Consider the following 18,008-nt stretch of genomic DNA (forward strand, 5'->3'; position numbering starts at 1 on the left):
TCTACCTCAGTTTCAGGGTGGCAAGGCCGAACAGAACCAGAATCACGGTGATAATCCAGAAACGGACAATCACCCGCGGCTCAGGCCAGCCCTTGAGTTCAAAGTGGTGGTGAATCGGCGCCATGCGGAATACGCGGCGCCCGGTCAATTTGAAGGAGGCAACCTGGATCACCACCGACAGGGTTTCCATCACGAACACACCGCCCATGATGAACAGGACGATTTCCTGACGGACGATCACCGCGATGGTGCCCAGGGCCGCGCCCAGCGCCAGTGCGCCGACGTCGCCCATGAAGACTTGTGCGGGGTAGGTGTTGAACCACAGGAAGCCCAGGCCCGCACCGATCAACGCGCCGCAGAACACAATCAGTTCGCCTGCGCCCGGTACATACGGGATCAGCAGGTATTCAGCGAATTTCACGTTACCCGACAGGTAGCAGAAGATGCCGAGGGCACCGCCCACCATCACCGTCGGCATGATCGCCAGGCCGTCGAGGCCGTCCGTCAGGTTGACCGCGTTGCTGGAGCCGACGATCACGAAGTAGGTCAGCACCACGAAGCCGACGCCCAGTGGAATGCTGGCGTCCTTGAGCATCGGGATGATCAGGGTGGTTTCCACCGCGCTTGGCGCAGTCATGAACAGGAAGATCGCCGCGCCGAGGCCGAACACCGACTGCCAGAAATACTTCCAGCGGCTAGGCAGCCCCTTGGAGTTCTTCTCGATCACCTTGCGGTAGTCATCTACCCAACCGATGGCGCCGAACAGCAGGGTCACCAGCAGCACGGTCCAGACATAACGGTTATGCAGGTCAGCCCACAGCAGCGTACTGATGCCGATGGACGACAGGATCAACGCACCGCCCATGGTCGGGGTGCCGGACTTGGACAGGTGCGACTGCGGGCCGTCGTTGCGCACGGACTGGCCGATTTGCAGGTTTTGCAAGGTACGGATCATCCATGGCCCGAGGAACAGCGACAACGACAGCGCGGTCAGCACACCCAGGATCCCGCGCAGGGTCAGGTACTGAAAGACCGCGAAGCCTTTGTGGAACTGTTGCAGATACTCAGCCAGCAGCAGCAGCATTAATGTTTCTCCGTACTTGAGCCACACAAGGCCGCGACGACGTTTTCCATCACCGCGCTGCGCGATCCCTTGATCAAAATAGTGGTGTGTTTGTCTTGTTCAGCCGCACTCAGTGCCTGGATCAGTTCGGCCTGGCTGGCGAAATGCCTGGCGCCCGGCCCGAAGGTGTCCACGGCGTGCAGCATGTTCGGGCCAACGGCGTACAGGGCATCGACCTTGCCAGTTGCGTACGCGCCGACTTCACGGTGAGACTGTTCGGCCCACTCGCCCAGCTCGGCGATATCCCCCAGCACCAGCACCTTGCGACCGTCGAAGCTGGTCAGCAGGTCGATGGCGGCACAGATCGAGGACTGGTTGGCGTTGTAGGTGTCATCAATCACGCGCATGCCGTTGCTGGCCAATTGCGCGACGGTACGGCCCTTGACCGGTTGCACGGCACCAAGGCCGGTGGCGATGCCAAACAACGACACGCCCAGCACGTGGGCGGCGGCGGCGGCAGCCAGGGCATTGGCGACGTTGTGGTTGCCCAGCAGGTTCAGTTGTACGTGCTCGTCACCTTGCGGGGTATGCAGGGTGAAGGACGGGCAGCCACGGGCGTCGGCCTTGATATTCGAGGCATGGAAATCGGCAGCGGCGTTGTGCACCGCGAAGCTCAACACCTTGCGACCGGCGGCACGTACACGCCAGGTTTCGAAGGCCTTGTCATCGAGGTTCAGCACGGCAGTGCCGGATGCGTCGAGGCCTTCGATGATTTCGCCCTTGGCTTCGACGATCTTTTCAGGGCCGCCAAACTCGCCGACGTGGGCAGTACCGGCGTTGCTGATCACCGCGACATGAGGCTTGGTCATGGCCACGGTGTAGGCGATTTCGCCGATGCGCGAAGCACCCAGCTCAATGACGGCCGCCGTGTGTTCCGGGGCCAGTTCGAGCAGGGTCAGCGGAGCGCCGAAGTCATTGTTCAGGTTGCCACGGGTCGCCAGGACCGGGCCGCGCGTGCGCAGGATGCCGGCCAGCAGCTCCTTGACCGTGGTCTTGCCGCTGGAACCGGTGATCGCCGCAACAGGCTTGGTGAAGGCGGCACGGTTCAGCGCCCCCAGTTGGCCGAGGGCCAGGCGGGTGTCGGCGACCAGCAATTGTGGCAGCGTCGAGTCAGCGACTTCGCGCTGCACCAGAGCGCCGACAGCGCCTTTGGCAGCGACGTCATTCAGGTAGTCATGGCCATCGAAGCTCGGGCCGGCCAAGGCGACAAACAGTTGCCCGGGCTTGATAGTCCGGCTGTCGATGCTGACGCCATCAAAGCTGCAATCAGCCGACAGCACACGGGCCGACAGGGCCTGGGTCAGTTCGCTGAATGTGAGCGCCTTAAGCATGGGCCACCTCCCATGCGGTCAAGGCATGATCGGCCTCGACCAGATCAGAGAAGGCGTGACGTTCGCCGTTGATTTCCTGATAGTCCTCGTGGCCTTTACCGGCCAGCACCACCACATCGTCAGCACTTGCGCCGGCGATCAATTGGGCGATGGCTGCACCGCGACCGGCAACGAATGTCGCCTTGGACGCATCTTTAAAGCCGACACGAATATCATCGAAAATCTGGCTTGGGTCTTCGCTGCGCGGGTTGTCGTCAGTGACGAGCACACCGTCGGCCAGTCGCTCGACGATTTCCGCCATCAGCGGGCGCTTGCCGCGATCGCGGTCACCGCCACAGCCGAACAGGCACAGCAATTTACCCTTGGCGTGGGGGCGCAGGGCCTGCAGGATTTTTTCCAGGGCGTCCGGCGTGTGGGCGTAATCGACCACCACCAGCGGCTGGGTGCCGCCGCCGAGGCGCTGCATGCGACCGGCCGGGCCTTCGAGCTTCGGCAGCACCCGCAGGATTTCGTCGAGGGCGTAATCCAGGCCGAGCAAGGCACCCACAGCGGCCAACACGTTGCTCAGGTTGAAACGCCCGAGCAAGGTGCTGCGCAAATGGTGCTCGCCCTGTGGCGTAACCAGCGTGGCGCGCACGCCTTCGTCATCAAAGGTGGCTTCACGGCAATACAGGTAGGCGCTGGAGTCTTCCAGGCTGTAGCTGATCAGGCGGCCGTCGCCTTGGGCGGCGGCCAGTTGGCGACCGAATTCGTCGTCCAGGTTGACCACCCGGCACTTCAGGTCATTCCAGGCAAACAGCCGAGCCTTGGTGGCGGCGTAGGCCTCCATGGTCCCGTGGTAATCCAGGTGATCGCGGGACAGGTTGGTCATCACCGCCACGTCGAACGCCAGGGCAGTCACGCGCCCCTGGTCCAGACCGTGGGACGAGACTTCCATGGCAACCGCCTTGGCACCGGCCTTTTTCAGGTCGGCCAGGGTCGCTTGCACGGCAATCGGGTTAGGCGTGGTGTGCAGCCCGCTTTGCAGCGCGCCGTAGAAACCGGTGCCCAGGGTGCCGACGATGCCGCAATGCTGACCCAGCAGGTCAAGCGCCTGGGCAACCAATTGGGTCACGCTGGTCTTGCCGTTGGTACCGGTCACGCCCACCAGGTTCAGGGTGCGGCTCGGGTCGCCATAAAAGCGCCCGGCGATGTCCGACAACTGCGCAGCCAGGCCCTTGACCGGAATCAAAGGCACGTCGGTGATCGGCAGCACGGTGGCGCCTTCCACTTCATAGGCTACTGCCGCAGCGCCGCGTTGCAGCGCGTCGGCGATATGGTCACGGCCGTCGAACTTGCCACCCGGCACTGCCAGGAACAGGTCGCCGGCACGCACATTACGGCTGTCCAGGGTCAACTCGCGAATCAGCAGATCGCGGCCGGCGTGGGCAAAAATCTTGTTCAGGCTCAGAGACATCAGCCGCGCCCTCCATTGGCTTTTACAGCAGCGGCCGGCGGGCCGGCGTTCGCTTGTTGGGTAGCCGGCAGGTTGTCCGGCGTGATGTTCATCAGGCGCAACGTCCCGGACATCACCTTGCTGAACACCGGCGCCGATACCAGGCCACCGAAGTAACCGGCTTTGCTCGGCTCATCGATCACCACGACGATGGCGTAGCGCGGATCGCTCATCGGGCCGAAGCCTGCGAACAGCGAGCGGTAGGAGTTTTCGGCGTAGCCCTTGGTACCCACGGCGGTTTTACGCGCGGTACCGGACTTGCCTGCCACGTGATACGCCGGCACCTGGGCACGGAACACGCCACGTGGTGCTTCGATCACTTGTTGCAGCATGCCTTGCATGGTCTTGGCGACGTTTTCCGGGATCACCTGGGTCGCAGGCGGCGCCTCGTCCAGGTGGATCAGGCTCAGCGGCACCATGCGGCCGTTGTTGGCCAGCACCGAGAAGGCGTGGGCCAGTTGGATGGCTGTCACCGACAGGCCGTAACCGTAGGAAAGCGTGGCGGTCTCGGCTTTTTTCCAGTCACGGTAGTTCGGCAGGTTGCCCACACGTTCGCCCGGGAAGTCCAGGCCGGTGGGTTGCCCCAGGCCGACTTTCTGCGCGAGGTGGTAGATGGCTTCGCCGCCGATATCGAAGGCGACTTTACTCATGCCCACGTTACTGGAGTTGATCAGGATACCTGTCAAATCCAGCACCGGACCTTCGGTGCGCGACACGTCACGAATGGTGTATTTGCCCAGCTGCAATGTGCCCGGGTAAACCTCGACCTTATCGGCCGGTTTCCAGCGCCCGGTTTCCAGGGCGGCACTCATGGAAATGGCTTTCATGGTCGAACCCGGCTCGAACACGTCGATCATGGCGCGGTTGCGCATCATCGCCGGCTGCAGGTTGCGACGGTTATTCGGGTTGTAGGTCGGCTGGTTGACCATGGCGAGAATCTCGCCGGTCTTCACGTCCATGATCACCAGGCTGCCGGCTTTCGCACCGTTCTCGATGATCGCGTTACGCAGCTCACGGTTGGCCAGGTATTGCAGGCGCAGGTCAATCGACAACGCCAAGGGCTTACCGGCCTTGGCGTTTTTGGTGACCTGGACATCCTTGATCAGTCTGCCGCGCCGATCCTTGATGACCTGTCGTTTGCCGGGAACCCCGGCCAGCCATTCGTCGTAGGCGAGTTCCACGCCTTCGCGACCGTGATCATCAATGTCGGTGAAACCCACCATATGGGCGGTGGTTTCGCCGGCCGGGTAGAAACGCCGAAATTCCTCGATGCCGTAGACACCGGGGACTTTAAGGTCGAGTACTTGCTGGCCTTGTTCGGGGGTGAGCCCGCGAACCAGGTAGATGAATTCTTTATTGGCCTGGGCTTCGAGGCGTTCGCTCAGGGCTTTCGGGTCCTGGCCCAGGGCGGCAGCCAGTTCCGGCCATTTGTCCTTGGCGGTCTGCATTTCCTTGGCATTGGCCCACAGGGTGGTCACCGGAGTACTGACGGCCAGGGGCTCGCCGTTACGGTCGGTGATCAGGCCGCGGTGTGCAGGAATCGGGATATGCCGCAGGCTACGGGCATCGCCCTGGCCGATCAGGAAGTCACGGTCCACCACTTGCAGGTCGATAATCCGCCAGGCAATCGCGCCCACCATCAGTGCCAGCAACCCCAGCACTACGCGGAAACGCCACGGGTAGAGTGCGCCCTCGAGTTTCATCATGGCGCCACCATGCGAACTTCTGCAGCGCCCGGGATGTGCATCTTCAGTTGTTCAGTGGCCAGCACTTCGATGCGGCTGTGGGCCGTCCAGGTACTTTGCTCGAGGATCAACCGGCCCCACTCCGCCTGCGCCTTGTCGCGCACGCTCAATTCCCCGTACAGGGTATTGAGCAGTTGACGGTTGTAGTGGGCGCTGTAGGACACCGCAATCGCGGACACCAGCACGCCAACAAATAGCAGCAACATAAAGAAGCTGCCGCCCGGAAGGGGCTTGGCGAAAAGCTTGCTCACCGCAACTTCTCCGCAACGCGCATGACAGCGCTACGGGCACGTGGGTTGGCCTTGAGTTCGGCTTCGGAAGCGAACTGCGCTTTGCCATGGATTTTGATTTTCGGCACAAAAGCTTCGTAACGCACCGGCAGGTTGCGCGGCAGGTTGTCGGACTCGCCCTTGACCAGGCGACGCATGAACAATTTGACGATACGGTCTTCCAGGGAGTGGAAGCTGATCACCACCAGGCGACCACCCACTTCCAGGGCTTCCAGGGCGGCTTCGAGGCCGGCTTCCAGGTCGCCCAATTCGTTGTTGACGTGAATACGCAGGCCCTGGAACGCACGGGTTGCCGGGTTCTTGCCCTTTTCCCATGCAGGGTTGGCGACTTTCAGCACCTCAGCCAGGTCGGCCGTGCGCTCGAACGGCTGGATTTCCCGGCGTTCGACCACGGCACGCGCCATGCGGCCAGCGAAGCGCTCCTCGCCGTATTCCTTGAACACGCGGGTGATTTCTTCGTGGGGAGCGGTAGCGATGAACTGCGCGGCGCTGATGCCACGGCTTGGGTCCATGCGCATGTCCAGCGGGCCGTCGTTCATGAAACTGAAGCCGCGCTCAGGGTCGTCCAGCTGCGGGGAAGACACGCCCAGGTCCAGCAGAACCCCGGCCACCTTGCCCGCCATGCCACGTTCGGCGACTTCTGCACCGAGCTCGGCAAAGCTGCGCTGCACAACGACAAAGCGGCCGTCTTCGGCCGCTAGCGCTTGCCCGGTGGCAATCGCTTGAGGGTCTTTGTCGAACCCGAGGAGCTTACCGTCCGGACCCAGCTGGCTGAGGATCAGCCGACTGTGCCCGCCCCTGCCGAAGGTGCCATCCAAATAGCAGCCATCCGCGCGTACGGCGAGAGCCTCAACGGCTTCGTCAAGCAGTACGGTGATGTGGTTAAAGCCGCTATCAATAGTCACAGGATCAAATCACGCAGTTCATCAGGCATGGCGCCCGGTTGTTGAATAGCAGCCAGGTCAGCTGCAGAAACAGCATCCCAGGCATCTTCGTCCCACAATTGGAACTTGTTCAGTTGGCCTACCAGCATCGCGCGCTTGTCCAATTTGGCGTATTCGCGCAGACGCGGTGGAACCAGGAAACGACCACTGCCATCGAGTTCGAGGTCGACGGCATTACCAATCAGCAAGCGTTGCAGGCGGCGGTTCTCTTCACGCAGTGAAGGCAGTGCACGCAACTTGGTTTCAATCAGCTCCCACTCATCGAGCGGGTACACACATAAACAGGGATCAACGGCATCGATGGTGATGATTAATTGCCCGGAACTTCGCGAAATGAGCTCGTCACGATACCGGCTCGGCATGGCGAGACGGCCTTTTGCATCGAGACTGATAGCGTTAGCTCCGCGAAACACAGATGCGTTTCTCCAAATTTTAGCGTTTTACGTTCAAAAAACCCACTTTGTGCCACTTTCCGCCACTTGCGCACACTATAGGAATGCGCCCACCACACCGTCAAGGCGCGGATTCAAGGAAAAGCCTTACAGAACGGAGATTTAGGAAGGTAAAGGGAGGAGAAACGAGAGTTTGACGGCGATTTTGACTCAACAACACCAAATAGCTCAAAGAGCTAAGGCTTAAAGTTAAAGTAATTTATTAAGAGTAAGATTTTTTCGGTATTACGAAGACGCATCTGCTGACGATTCAGCAGGGAGGGATTCTCGCGTTACTACCAGGTTCCTGCCCGAGATTCGGACAGAAGGAAAAAAGGTGGAGAGTCGATCTGTAAGCCGGGTTCTGTCTTGAACAGTCATTCGTCTACGATGGCCATCACTGGACATCTTTAGCAACCTACCCGGTCCCAGCGCGGGCCACGCCTTGGGACCCTATTTGGTCTTGCTCCAAGTGGGGTTTACCTAGCCACGAACTGTTGCCAGTCGTGCGGTGCGCTCTTACCGCACCTTTTCACCCTTACCGGTACCGAAGTACTTAGGCGGTTATTTTCTGTGGCACTTTCCGTAGGCTCACGCCTCCCAGGCATTACCTGGCACTTCGCCCTATGGAGCCCGGACTTTCCTCCCCCCTCTAATTTTCATAGAAGGCAGCGACTGTCCAATCGACTCTCCGCCGCGCAGGTTAACGGCACGGCGGCGTTAGAACAAGTATTAAAAGACACTAATGCCATCATGTTCAGACGGAGTGCAGGTTAGAACCCGGAACTATTCGCCCTTTTGTTTATCCAGCGCCACTTGATACAGGACGTTCTTGCGTACGCCGGTTATTTCCGCGGCCAATGCAGCGGCGCGCTTCAATGGCATCTCCTTGAGCAGCAGGTCAAGAATGCGCATTGCCTCGCTGCCCACGGCATCTTCGCTTTCCGGCGCCGACCAGCCGGCTACCAGCACCACGCACTCGCCGCGCTGCTGATTGCTGTCGCCCTCGACAAATTCGCGCAGTTCCTGCAGCGGCAAGCCCTTGAGGGTTTCGAAGGTCTTGGTGATTTCCCGCGCCAGCAGTGCCAGGCGATCGCCGCCGAACACCAGCTCCATATCTTGCAGGCACTCAAGGATGCGGTGCGGGGCTTCGTAGAAGATCAGCGTGCGTGACTCTTCCTTTACCAGTTCCAGGCGCGCCCGGCGCCCGACGGCCTTGGCAGGCAGGAAGCCTTCGAAGATAAACCGGTCCGACGGCAAGCCGGCAGCAGACAATGCAGCAATCAGCGCGCACGCTCCCGGAACAGGCACTACATTGATACCAGCCGCCCGCGCCTGGCGAACCAGATGATAGCCAGGGTCGGAAATCAGCGGCGTACCCGCATCCGAGATCAACGCCACGTCATCACCCGCCAACAAACGAGTGATAAAACGACTGCCTTCTTCACGCTCGTTGTGTTCGTGACAGGCGGCCAAGGGGGTCGGAATACCGAAATGCTGCATCAACCGCTGGGAGTGCCGAGTGTCTTCAGCCGCGATCAGTTTTACGTCGCGCAACACTTTCAGCGCACGCGCACTGATGTCGTCCAGGTTGCCAATGGGCGTCGCCACGACAAAAAGCGAGCCTGCAGTGGAATTCAAAGGACCTGGAGCAGTCAAAACGCACACCTCGATGGTTGGCAAAAGCCACATTGTAGCGCGTAGACGCCTTGAATATATGCCCTCGGGGCGGGTTCGATTTCAGCCGCGTATTGGGTCCTGCAACATTTACACGACCTAAATAGACGGTTTCACGCCAGTAACATCGCGCCCCGGCCAGTGCTTGGGTACAATTCCACGCTAATTTGATCGGTATCAGGAACACTTACATGATCGCTTGCCTGCGGCTGTTCTCTGCCCTCTGCCTCGCTGCCCTGTTGGCGGCTTGCGCCAGCTCGCCCTCGTCCAGCCTTGGCGACCTCCCCCGGACTCCGGATGCCAGCATCGAGCAACTGCTCGAACAGGCGACTTCGGCCAAGACTCCGGAAAAAGCCGCGCTGTTGCGCTTGAGTGCGGCTGACCTGGCGTTCCACCAAAACAATCCGGGACGCTCGGCGCAGATTCTTGCCCAGGTGCCACTGGACGTCCTGAAACCGGCGGCGCAGGTATTTGCCAGCACCCTGTCGGCTGAACTGGCGATGGCCCGCAACCAGCCCAAGGCAGCGTTGACGGCCTTGAATCACCCGAGCCTGCAAAGCCTCAAGGAACTGCCGCCTGAACAGCAGATCCGCACGGGCACCGTGCATGCCCGCGCCTATGAGGCCGACGGCCAGACCCTGGCCGCCGCCCGCGAGCGCGTCGCCATGGCCCCGCTGCTGACGGGCGATGCCTACAACAGCAACCACGAAGCCATCTGGGCACTGATTGCCGCCTTGCCTGCCGATCAGCTGCAAGCCAGCGGCAACCCGACGCTGGACGGCTGGATCAGCCTGGCCCAGGCAGTCAAGGGCGCCGGCACTCTGGAGCAACAGCAGGCGGCCATCGACACCTGGCGCGCCCAGAACCCTGGCCACCCGGCAGCTTCGCAATTGCCGCAGCCGCTGACCAAGCTCAAGGAACTGGCCAGCCAGCCGCTGAACAAGATCGCCCTGCTGCTGCCGCAGGAAGGTCCTCTGGCCGGCGTTGCCAAGGCGCTGCGCGAAGGCTTCATGGCCGCGCACTACCAGGCTGAACAAGCCGGGCAGAAGCCGCCGGTGATCGAGTTCTACGACAGCTCGCGCCTGACCTCCATCGACGACTTCTACGCCAAGGCCCAGGCCGCCGGCGTGCAACTGGTGGTCGGCCCGCTGGAGAAACCGCTGGTCAAGCAACTCAGCGCACGCCCGCAATTGCCGATCACCACCCTGGCCCTGAACTACAGCGAAGCCGACCAGAACCCGGCGCAACTGTTCCAGTTTGGCCTGGCCGCTGAAGACGAAGCCCGTGAAGTGTCCCGTCGTGCTCGCGCCGATGGCCTGCACCGCGCCGCCGCCATGGTGCCGAAAGGCGAATGGGGCGAGCGCGTCTACAAGGCATTCCGTCAGGATTGGGAAGCCAATGGCGGCACCGTGGTGGGCGTCGAGTACGTTGACCAGCCGGTAGCCCTGGCCCAGCAGATTGCCGACCTGTTCCAGCTGCGCAAGAGCGAAGGCCGCGCCAAGAGCCTGCAAAGCACGGTAGGTTCGGATGTTTCCGCCCAGCCATCGCGCCGCCAGGACATCGAGTTCATCTTCCTGGCCGTGACTCCGCAACTGGCCCAGCAGATCAAGCCGACCCTGAACTTCCAATACGCTGGCGACGTGCCGGTGTATGCGACGTCCCACGTGTTCAGCGCCAGTGGCGACAAGAACCAGTACCTGGACATGACCAACGTGATGTTCTGCGAAACCCCTTGGCTGCTGAACACCACCGACCCGCTGCGCAACCAGGTCGCCGCCCAATGGCCACAAGCCAACGGCAGCCTTGGCCGTCTTTATGCGATGGGTGTGGATGCCTACCGCCTGGCGCCGCGCCTGGGGCAGCTCAAGGCACTGCCGGACACTCGTGTCGACGGCCTGTCGGGCAACCTGGGCGTCAGCGCCAGCCAGCGTGTCGACCGCCAGATGCCATGGGCGAAGTTCGTCGGTGGCGAGATCCAGCGCCTGCCTGATACCCCGCGCTGATGCCCGAGCGGTCAAGCGCACAAAGCGGCAAGGACGCCGAACTTCAAGCTCTCGAGTACCTGCAACGACAAGGTCTGCGCCTCCTGGCGCAGAACTGGTTATGCAAACGCGGCGAGCTTGATCTGGTCATGCTTGACGGCGATACAGTAGTATTTGTCGAAGTCCGCTACAGAAAACACGCACAATGGGGTGGCGCGCTCGCCAGTATCGACGGGCGCAAGCGCCAGAAGCTGATACTCGCCGCGCAGTTTTTCCTGCTCAAGGAGCGTCGCTGGGCCGATCATCCCTGCCGTTTCGATGTGGTTGCCATAGAAAGCACTCCCCGGGGAACAGCCGATCTGAACTGGCTGCAAGATGCCTTTGACAGCTGATTCGCCGGACATCTACACCGCACACTTTTGCTCTTTGCTTTGCGGGCTGCACATTCCTGTGCCAAACAGCCGCGCTACTTAAGGTCACACAGATGGACATGCAATCCCGAATTCGCCAGCTTTTCCAGGCCAGTATCGATACCAAGCAACAGGCGATGGACGTACTTGCACCGCACATCGAGCAAGCCAGTCAGGTCATGGTCAACGCCTTGCTCAACGAGGGCAAAATGCTTTCGTGCGGCAACGGCGGTTCGGCCGGCGATGCCCAGCATTTCTCCTCCGAGCTGCTCAACCGCTTCGAGCGTGAGCGCCCGAGCCTGCCGGCCATCGCCCTGACCACCGACACCTCGACGATCACCTCGATCGCCAACGACTACAGCTACAACGAAATCTTCTCCAAACAGATCCGCGCCCTTGGCCAGCCGGGGGACGTCCTGCTGGCGATCTCCACCAGCGGTAACTCGGCGAATATTATTCAAGCGATCCAGGCCGCACATGATCGTGAAATGATTGTCGTAGCATTGACCGGACGCGACGGCGGCGGCATGGCCTCGCTGCTGTTGCCCGAAGACGTGGAAATCCGCGTCCCGGCCAATGTCACCGCACGTATCCAGGAAGTCCACCTGCTGGCGATCCACTGCCTGTGCGATCTGATCGACAGCCAACTGTTCGGGAGTGAAGAATGACCGTTAAACGCCTTAGCCTATTGGCAATCACGCTGTGCCTAGGCATCAGCGGCTGCAGCTCGGTAATCGAAGCGAGCCGCGACACGCCCATCCAGGACGATAAAGGCACCCGCACTTTCGGCAGCAAAATCGATGACTCACTGATCGAGACCAAGGTTTCCGTCAACGTGTCCAAGGCCGCTCCAGACCTGGGCAACGGCGCGTCGCGCATCGTGGTCGTCAGCTTCAACGGCGTGGTGCTGCTCACCGGCCAAACCCCGCGCGCCGACTTGAAGGCCCAGGCTGAACAAGCTGCCGCCACTGTGCAGCGGGTCAAGAAGGTTCACAACGAACTGCAGGTGATGGACCCGATCACCCTGCTGGCAATCAGCAACGACGCCCTGCTGACCACCAAGATCAAGACCCAGATGCTGACCGACAGCGCCATTCCCGGCTCTCGGATCAAGATCGTCACCGACAACGGCATCGTCTACATGATGGGCCTGCTGACCCAGGCAGAAGCCACCCGCGCCGCCAACCTGGTACAAAGTGTGTCCGGCGTACAGAAGATCGTGAAGCTGTTCGAATACATCGACTGATTTATCGTCAGCCACAAAAAAGGGCGCCGTGCATGGATTGCACGGCGCCCTTTTTATTGACTACAGATTACTGGTACTGCTGGTACGGGTTGCCCTGGAACTGGTTGTTCTGCTGCGGCGCCTGTTGCTGCTGGGCGGCCGGCTGACCGTACTGCTGGCCAGGGATCGGGCCCAGGTTGACCTCCACACGACGGTTCTGGGCACGGCCATTGACATCGGCGTTGCTGGCGATCGGGTTATCCGGGCCGGCACCGCGGGCACTCAGGTTGGTCGGGCTGACACCTTGGGAGGTCAGGTAATTGGCCACGCTCTGCGCACGACGCTGGGACAGGTCCATGTTGAGCTGACGGCTGCCGGTGCTGTCGGTGTAGCCAACGATCTGGATGGTGTTCTGGTTGAACTGCTTCAGCGAGTTCGCCAGGTTGTTCAGCGGCGTGTAGAAGCTGCTGGAGATCGCATCCGAGTTGGTGGCGAAGGTGATGTTACCCGGCATGATCAGCTTGATCTGGTCGCCCTGGCGCTGCACTTCGACACCGGTGTTGGCCATGCTGGCACGCAGTTTCTTTTCCTGCTGGTCGGCGTAGTAGCCGTAGCCCGCACCACCGATACCGGCGACGGCAGCGCCGATCAACGCACCCTTGCCGCGGTTGTTGTGGTCGATGGCTGCACCCGCCAACGCACCAGCCAGGGCGCCCAGGCCACCATACTTGGCGGTATTGCTCACACCGGAAGAGCCACCACCCTGTGCCTGGCTGCCGTCATAAGGATTAGGTGAAGCGCAGCCCGACAACAGGGCTACGGCAGTAGCAACAACAAGCAGACGACGAGAAGTGAACATGAAGGAAGCTCCTACTTTTGCATTCGGTGATGCAGAGGACATTGGCATTGGACCTGTGCCGAGCTTGGAACACGACAAACGGTAAAAATTCCATCTCCACACAAGCCCGGCCACACTCAAACCCTAGCAGAGACTTCCTGAACGGTAATTGTCATTTTCTCTATATGTTTCGTCTGATAGTTGCCACTTGGTATCCGAAAAACTACCCACATTTTCCTTCACGCGCGGACAAACGGATTCTCACGCATTTCATCTCCCAGGCGCGTATCCGGACCGTGCCCTGTCACCACCACCGCCGCTTCATCCAGAGTGTAGAGCCGTTGCTTGATCGAGCGCACGATGGTCGCCTGGTCACCGCCCCACAAATCCGTACGGCCCACGCCGCGCCGAAACAGGGTATCGCCGGCAATCAGCAACTTCGCATCGGCGAACCAGAAACTCATCGAGCCGGGTGTGTGTCCAGGTGTATGCAAGGCAACCCCGCAACCACAGGCCAGCTCTTCTTCATCCTCCAGCCAACGATCCGGCGACGGCACTGGCGTGTAAGGCACGCGGAACATCTGGCACTGCATTTCCAGGTTGTCCCACAGAAACTGGTCTTCCTTGTGCAGGTGCAGGGTAGCGCCGGTTTTTTCCTTCAACTGCCCGGAGGCCAGGAAGTGATCGAGATGGGCGTGGGTGTGAATAATACTGACCACTTTCAGGCCCAGCGCATCGAGGCGCGCCAGGATCAGCTCATGGTTGCCGCCCGGGTCGACGACGATGGCTTTTTTGGTGACGGGGTCGCCGATGATCGTGCAGTTGCACTGCAACGGGCCTACCGGGAACGTTTCGCGGATCAGCGCGGGAGACTGAATATTCATGGGTATTCCTGCAAATTCAAAGGCACACTCTTTTGTACTGCATTCTGGCGCACAGTATGTTCGACCCTGCACCCGATCCGAAAGCGCTCGCGAGCGCACGGCTGTCAAACCCGGCAACTGCTAAGCTACTCTGGCGCCAGTCATACAACGCGCAACGTATAGCGCATGGAGTGGGACTTATGGCGACCCTCAGCCCATTGATCATCTGCGAACACTGCGATTGCGTGTACGAAAAAGTCACGCTCGCCAAACATCAGAAGACCCTTTGCACCCGCTGCGCAGGCGTACTCCAGCGTTATAACGGGCTGTCGGTGGAACAACGCCTGGCCCTGACCCTGACCGCCACCGTGCTGTGGATTTTCGCCAACTTCTACCCGGTGATGAGCATCAGCCTGCAAGGCCTGAAAAGCAGCGCCACGTTATGGGATTCGGTGGTCGCACTGGCCCAGGGCCCGATCACCTTCATCGCGCTGGTGGCGGCGATTTCCATCATCATCGCGCCGGTGTTCCAGTTGCTGCTGTTGATCTGGGTGCTGGGCTTTGCGATGAAGGGCCAACGCTCGCCGGCGTTCAAGCTGTGCATGCGCTGGCTCGAAGCGCTTCGGCCCTGGAGCATGCTCGAAGTCTGCCTGCTCGGCGCCATGGTGGCGGTGTTCAAACTCGCCGGCATGCTGGATGTATTGCCCGGCACCGGCCTGTTTGCCCTGGCCGCCCTCAGCCTGTTGCTGATCCGCATTGCGGGGCGTGATATTCGCGACCTGTGGGACATCTTATGAGCCGTCCACCGACCGCCAGCGAGCTGAACCTGTGCCTGTGCCACAGCTGCGGCCAGGCTTGCGACGTCAGCACCGCGCCCGACGAATGCGAGCGTTGCGGCGCGCCGCTGCACCGGCGCAAGGTCCATTCGCTGACCCGTACCTGGGCCTATATGCTGACGGCGCTGGCGTTTTACGTGCCCGCCAACTTACTGCCGGTGATGAACACCTCGATGCTCGGCTCAGGCGCCGACAGCACCATCATGAGCGGCGTGCTGGAGTTCTGGCAGCACGGCGCCTGGGACATCGCCCTGATCATTTTCATCGCCAGCATCGCGGTGCCGGGTATCAAGTTCGTCGCATTGACGTTGCTGCTGGTCACTGTGCAGCGCAATAACCAGTGGGCGCGCAAGGAGCGCTCGAAGCTGTTTCGCTTCGTCGAAGTGATTGGCTACTGGTCGATGCTGGATGTGATCGTGGTGGCCTTGGTGGCCGCCCTGGTGCGGTTCCAGGCCCTGGGCACCATCGAGCCGCGCCTGGGCATTCTGTTCTTTGGCCTGGTGGTGGTTTTCACCATGCTCTCGGCAATGAGTTTCGACCCGCGCCTGATCTGGGAAAACCCACACAACGAGGAGATGCCGGATGGCGTCGCAAACCACTGACAAACCGCAGCCTGCGGGCTCGCCTGCGATCAAGACGCGGCGCTTCAGCGTCTCGCTGGTGTGGATCGTGCCGATTGTCGCGGTGCTGGTGGGCATTTCGCTGGTGGTGCACAGCATCCTTCAGCAAGGGCCGAGCATTACCATTACCTTCAAGACCGGCAGCGGCCTGACCGCCAACAAGACCGACGTGAAATACCGCAACGTGGTGATCGGCCAGGTGACTGACGTGGAGTTGAGCGACGATCAGAAAAGCGTCAACGCCACGATCAAACTGTCCAAACAGGCTGAAAGCTTCACCCGTGAAGACTCGCAGTTCTGGGTGGTGCGCCCACGTATCGGCGCCGGTGGCGTTTCCGGTATCGACACGCTGCTCTCAGGGGATTATATCGGCGCCGATATCGGCCAGTCCGATACCCGCGCCAACCGGTTCACCGGCCTGGAAAACCCGCCGCCCATTACCTATGGCGAACCGGGCAAGCGCTTCACGCTGCACACCCAGGATCTGGGTTCGCTGGATATCGGCTCCCCCGTGTACTACCGCAAGATTCCCGTTGGCCAGGTGGTGGCCTATGCTCTGGACGCTGACGGCAAGGGCGTGAACATCGACGTGTTCGTGCATGCACCCAATGACGCCTACGTCACCGAGAACACCCGGTTCTGGAACGCCAGCGGGATTGATGTGAGTGTCGGCGCCAACGGGTTTGCGCTGAAAACCGAATCCTTGTCGTCCATGCTGGTGGGCGGCATCGCCTTCCTCGCCCCGCCCTACAGCCCCAACGACAAGCCGGCCGACGAAGAACACTCCTATGAACTGTTCGCCGACCAGCAAACCGCGCTGGCCCCGCCCAATGGCAAGGCGCAATACCTGAACCTGCGGTTCGACCAGGCCTTGCGCGGGCTTACGGTGGGTGCGCCAGTGGAGTTCCTGGGTATCGAATTCGGCAAAGTGGTGTCGATCAACCTGGATTTCGACGAGAAAAAACGCAGCTTCCCGGTCAACGTCGGCATCGTGATCTACCCGCAGCGCCTCGGCGAAGCCAACACCAAAATGCTCACGGTCTTGAAGCATGACCCCAACGACGAAGCCGGCGGTGTGCGCCTGATAGGCAGCTTCATCGAACACGGCCTGCGCGCCCAGGCCCGCAGCGGCAACCTGCTCACTGGCCAGCTGTATATCGCCCTGGACTTCTTCCCCAAGGCCGACAAAGTCGTGTTTGACCCGAACCTGCGCCCCGTCAGTATTCCGACCATCCCCGGTAACCTGGAACAACTGCAGGAAAAACTCGAAGGCATCGTCAACAAGATCAACCAGCTGCCGATCGAGCGAATTGCCGGCAACCTCGACGGCAGCCTGGTGGAACTGCGCAAGGGTCTCGGCCAGTTCAACGCCAAGACACTGCCGGGGGTGCAAAACGCGCTGGCCGACGTGAGTAAAACCCTGCAATCCGCCAGTTCGACCCTGGCCGAGGATTCGCCGCAACGGGAACAGTTGACCCACACCCTGGACGAACTGAGCCGCATGTCGCGCTCCCTGCGAGAGCTGTCGGACTACCTGGCACGCCATCCCGAATCGCTGATTCGCGGTCGCCCCGACAACGCCGCGCCCTCCGACCTGCAAGGGCCACCGCGCAAATGACCACAGGAGCAACCACCATGGCTTTGCCGCTGAAGATCACGCTGCTCACCGGGTTGCTGCTGCTGACGGCGTGCCGCAGTGAGCCCATTCAATTTCATACCCTGACGCCGGTGCAGCGCAGCAATGCGTCATTGGCCGCGGGGGGCGAGATCCGGATTGAAAGCATCACGGTCCCGCCACAGGTCGACAGGCCACAGATTGTCATCCGCCAGGGTGACAGCGGCGTGGCCATTCTCGAGACGCAATGGTGGGCTGCCAGCCTGGTGGATGAGTTGCGCAGCGCGCTGGTGGATCAACTCGCCAGCAGCCGGAAAAACCTGGCGGTGCGCATTGAGGTCCAGCGCTTTGACTCGATCCCCGGGCAGTACGCCCTGCTCGACGTCAAATGGCGGCTTCGCCAGACGGGCACGGACGAACGCACGCCGCTGACGTGTCGCACGGTGGTGCAGTCGCCATCCGGCCCGACCATTGACGACCTGGTGATCGCGCAGCAAAACAACGTCAAGCGGTTTGCCGCGCTGCTCAGCCAGGCCGCCGACAAGTCATCGAGTGAGTGCCCCGCCGTGCGGTAAACATTGAT

Annotated in this window: 18 protein-coding genes and 1 other RNA gene; 8 read left to right on the plus strand and 11 right to left on the minus strand. The window is 61.0% G+C overall.

Features of this window, described 5'->3' with window-relative positions:
• Position 1 precedes the first annotated feature (1 nt).
• From mraY to rsmI, 9 genes are all read right to left on the minus strand, one after another.
• Positions 2-1,084, minus strand: coding sequence for a phospho-N-acetylmuramoyl-pentapeptide-transferase (mraY, locus tag HX821_RS18600; protein WP_008434230.1), 1,083 nt, complete (start codon positions 1,082-1,084; stop codon positions 2-4).
• On the minus strand, positions 1,084-2,454 hold the full coding sequence (murF, locus tag HX821_RS18605) for a UDP-N-acetylmuramoyl-tripeptide--D-alanyl-D-alanine ligase (protein WP_177036214.1): 1,371 nt from the start codon (positions 2,452-2,454) through the stop codon (positions 1,084-1,086). The genes mraY and murF overlap by 1 nt, the downstream gene beginning before the upstream one ends.
• Entirely contained in the window at positions 2,447-3,910 is a 1,464-nt protein-coding gene (locus tag HX821_RS18610; protein ID WP_003216207.1) for a UDP-N-acetylmuramoyl-L-alanyl-D-glutamate--2,6-diaminopimelate ligase, read from the minus strand. Before HX821_RS18610 ends, murF begins: the two co-directional genes overlap by 8 nt.
• Complete coding sequence (locus tag HX821_RS18615) at positions 3,910-5,652, minus strand: penicillin-binding protein 2 (protein ID WP_166742205.1); 1,743 nt, start codon at positions 5,650-5,652, stop codon at positions 3,910-3,912. The genes HX821_RS18610 and HX821_RS18615 overlap by 1 nt, the downstream gene beginning before the upstream one ends.
• Complete coding sequence (gene ftsL, locus HX821_RS18620; protein ID WP_003216203.1) at positions 5,652-5,945, minus strand: cell division protein FtsL; 294 nt, start codon at positions 5,943-5,945, stop codon at positions 5,652-5,654. Before ftsL ends, HX821_RS18615 begins: the two co-directional genes overlap by 1 nt.
• Positions 5,942-6,889, minus strand: a complete 948-nt coding sequence (rsmH, locus tag HX821_RS18625) for a 16S rRNA (cytosine(1402)-N(4))-methyltransferase RsmH (RefSeq protein ID WP_003216201.1) — start codon at positions 6,887-6,889, stop codon at positions 5,942-5,944. Before rsmH ends, ftsL begins: the two co-directional genes overlap by 4 nt.
• Entirely contained in the window at positions 6,886-7,341 is a 456-nt protein-coding gene (gene mraZ, locus HX821_RS18630) for a division/cell wall cluster transcriptional repressor MraZ (protein ID WP_003171868.1), read from the minus strand. The genes rsmH and mraZ overlap by 4 nt, the downstream gene beginning before the upstream one ends.
• A 355-nt stretch (positions 7,342-7,696) precedes the next feature.
• An RNA gene (rnpB, locus tag HX821_RS18635) (RNase P RNA component class A) lies at positions 7,697-8,050 on the minus strand.
• A 95-nt stretch (positions 8,051-8,145) separates the two neighbouring features.
• Positions 8,146-9,051: a 16S rRNA (cytidine(1402)-2'-O)-methyltransferase gene (rsmI, locus tag HX821_RS18640; RefSeq protein WP_177036215.1), complete on the minus strand. Its 906-nt coding sequence runs from the start codon at positions 9,049-9,051 to the stop codon at positions 8,146-8,148.
• Positions 9,052-9,227: 176 nt separating this feature from the next.
• Here rsmI and HX821_RS18645 point away from each other — a divergent pair, with 176 nt between their 5' ends.
• The 4 genes from HX821_RS18645 (at position 9,228) to HX821_RS18660 (ending at position 12,674) form a co-directional block, all read left to right on the plus strand.
• Positions 9,228-11,039, plus strand: coding sequence for a penicillin-binding protein activator (locus HX821_RS18645; protein ID WP_008434234.1), 1,812 nt, complete (start codon positions 9,228-9,230; stop codon positions 11,037-11,039).
• Complete coding sequence (locus HX821_RS18650) at positions 11,039-11,410, plus strand: YraN family protein (RefSeq protein WP_003216193.1); 372 nt, start codon at positions 11,039-11,041, stop codon at positions 11,408-11,410. The genes HX821_RS18645 and HX821_RS18650 overlap by 1 nt, the downstream gene beginning before the upstream one ends.
• A 92-nt stretch (positions 11,411-11,502) precedes the next feature.
• A complete protein-coding gene (locus tag HX821_RS18655; protein WP_003216190.1) occupies positions 11,503-12,096 on the plus strand; it encodes a phosphoheptose isomerase in 594 nt (197 codons plus the stop codon).
• Positions 12,093-12,674: a BON domain-containing protein gene (locus HX821_RS18660; protein ID WP_003216188.1), complete on the plus strand. Its 582-nt coding sequence runs from the start codon at positions 12,093-12,095 to the stop codon at positions 12,672-12,674. Before HX821_RS18655 ends, HX821_RS18660 begins: the two co-directional genes overlap by 4 nt.
• Before the next feature lie 67 nt (positions 12,675-12,741).
• Here HX821_RS18660 and HX821_RS18665 read toward each other — a convergent pair whose 3' ends face one another.
• Together HX821_RS18665 and HX821_RS18670 are read right to left on the minus strand one after the other, a co-directional pair.
• Complete coding sequence (locus tag HX821_RS18665) at positions 12,742-13,512, minus strand: OmpA family protein (protein WP_032899265.1); 771 nt, start codon at positions 13,510-13,512, stop codon at positions 12,742-12,744.
• A 218-nt stretch (positions 13,513-13,730) separates the two neighbouring features.
• Complete coding sequence (locus HX821_RS18670) at positions 13,731-14,375, minus strand: MBL fold metallo-hydrolase (protein WP_003216184.1); 645 nt, start codon at positions 14,373-14,375, stop codon at positions 13,731-13,733.
• A gap of 179 nt (positions 14,376-14,554) precedes the next feature.
• On the opposite strand from HX821_RS18670, the gene HX821_RS18675 reads away from it, so the two are divergent.
• Genes HX821_RS18675 through HX821_RS18690 form a run of 4 tightly spaced genes read left to right on the plus strand, consistent with a single transcriptional unit; the run spans position 14,555 to position 18,000 of the window.
• Complete coding sequence (locus HX821_RS18675; protein WP_003216183.1) at positions 14,555-15,151, plus strand: paraquat-inducible protein A; 597 nt, start codon at positions 14,555-14,557, stop codon at positions 15,149-15,151.
• On the plus strand, positions 15,148-15,792 hold the full coding sequence (locus tag HX821_RS18680) for a paraquat-inducible protein A (protein ID WP_003216181.1): 645 nt from the start codon (positions 15,148-15,150) through the stop codon (positions 15,790-15,792). The genes HX821_RS18675 and HX821_RS18680 overlap by 4 nt, the downstream gene beginning before the upstream one ends.
• Positions 15,773-17,428, plus strand: coding sequence for an intermembrane transport protein PqiB (locus HX821_RS18685; protein ID WP_177036216.1), 1,656 nt, complete (start codon positions 15,773-15,775; stop codon positions 17,426-17,428). The genes HX821_RS18680 and HX821_RS18685 overlap by 20 nt, the downstream gene beginning before the upstream one ends.
• A 17-nt stretch (positions 17,429-17,445) precedes the next feature.
• Positions 17,446-18,000, plus strand: a complete 555-nt coding sequence (locus HX821_RS18690) for a membrane integrity-associated transporter subunit PqiC (protein ID WP_008434246.1) — start codon at positions 17,446-17,448, stop codon at positions 17,998-18,000.
• The last annotated feature ends 8 nt before the right edge of the window (positions 18,001-18,008 follow it).

The sequence above is a fragment of the Pseudomonas sp. B6001 genome, assembly GCF_013386015.1.
Taxonomy (GTDB): Bacteria; Pseudomonadota; Gammaproteobacteria; order Pseudomonadales; family Pseudomonadaceae; genus Aquipseudomonas.

What these genes read in the sequence shown, in the direction of transcription:
- HX821_RS18615 (WP_166742205.1), bottom strand. Translation starts at nt 5,652, where the DNA reads ATGAAACTCGAGGGCGCACTCTACCCGTGGCGTTTCCGCGTAGTGCTG.
- HX821_RS18665 (WP_032899265.1), bottom strand. Translation starts at nt 13,512, where the DNA reads ATGTTCACTTCTCGTCGTCTGCTTGTTGTTGCTACTGCCGTAGCCCTG.
- HX821_RS18660 (WP_003216188.1), top strand. Translation starts at nt 12,093, where the DNA reads ATGACCGTTAAACGCCTTAGCCTATTGGCAATCACGCTGTGCCTAGGC.
- rsmI (WP_177036215.1), bottom strand. Translation starts at nt 9,051, where the DNA reads ATGTGGCTTTTGCCAACCATCGAGGTGTGCGTTTTGACTGCTCCAGGT.
- HX821_RS18690 (WP_008434246.1), top strand. Translation starts at nt 17,446, where the DNA reads ATGGCTTTGCCGCTGAAGATCACGCTGCTCACCGGGTTGCTGCTGCTG.
- mraY (WP_008434230.1), bottom strand. Translation starts at nt 1,084, where the DNA reads ATGCTGCTGCTGCTGGCTGAGTATCTGCAACAGTTCCACAAAGGCTTC.
- HX821_RS18685 (WP_177036216.1), top strand. Translation starts at nt 15,773, where the DNA reads ATGGCGTCGCAAACCACTGACAAACCGCAGCCTGCGGGCTCGCCTGCG.
- HX821_RS18675 (WP_003216183.1), top strand. Translation starts at nt 14,555, where the DNA reads ATGGCGACCCTCAGCCCATTGATCATCTGCGAACACTGCGATTGCGTG.
- HX821_RS18670 (WP_003216184.1), bottom strand. Translation starts at nt 14,375, where the DNA reads ATGAATATTCAGTCTCCCGCGCTGATCCGCGAAACGTTCCCGGTAGGC.
- HX821_RS18655 (WP_003216190.1), top strand. Translation starts at nt 11,503, where the DNA reads ATGGACATGCAATCCCGAATTCGCCAGCTTTTCCAGGCCAGTATCGAT.
- murF (WP_177036214.1), bottom strand. Translation starts at nt 2,454, where the DNA reads ATGCTTAAGGCGCTCACATTCAGCGAACTGACCCAGGCCCTGTCGGCC.
- HX821_RS18610 (WP_003216207.1), bottom strand. Translation starts at nt 3,910, where the DNA reads ATGTCTCTGAGCCTGAACAAGATTTTTGCCCACGCCGGCCGCGATCTG.
- HX821_RS18645 (WP_008434234.1), top strand. Translation starts at nt 9,228, where the DNA reads ATGATCGCTTGCCTGCGGCTGTTCTCTGCCCTCTGCCTCGCTGCCCTG.
- HX821_RS18680 (WP_003216181.1), top strand. Translation starts at nt 15,148, where the DNA reads ATGAGCCGTCCACCGACCGCCAGCGAGCTGAACCTGTGCCTGTGCCAC.
- HX821_RS18650 (WP_003216193.1), top strand. Translation starts at nt 11,039, where the DNA reads ATGCCCGAGCGGTCAAGCGCACAAAGCGGCAAGGACGCCGAACTTCAA.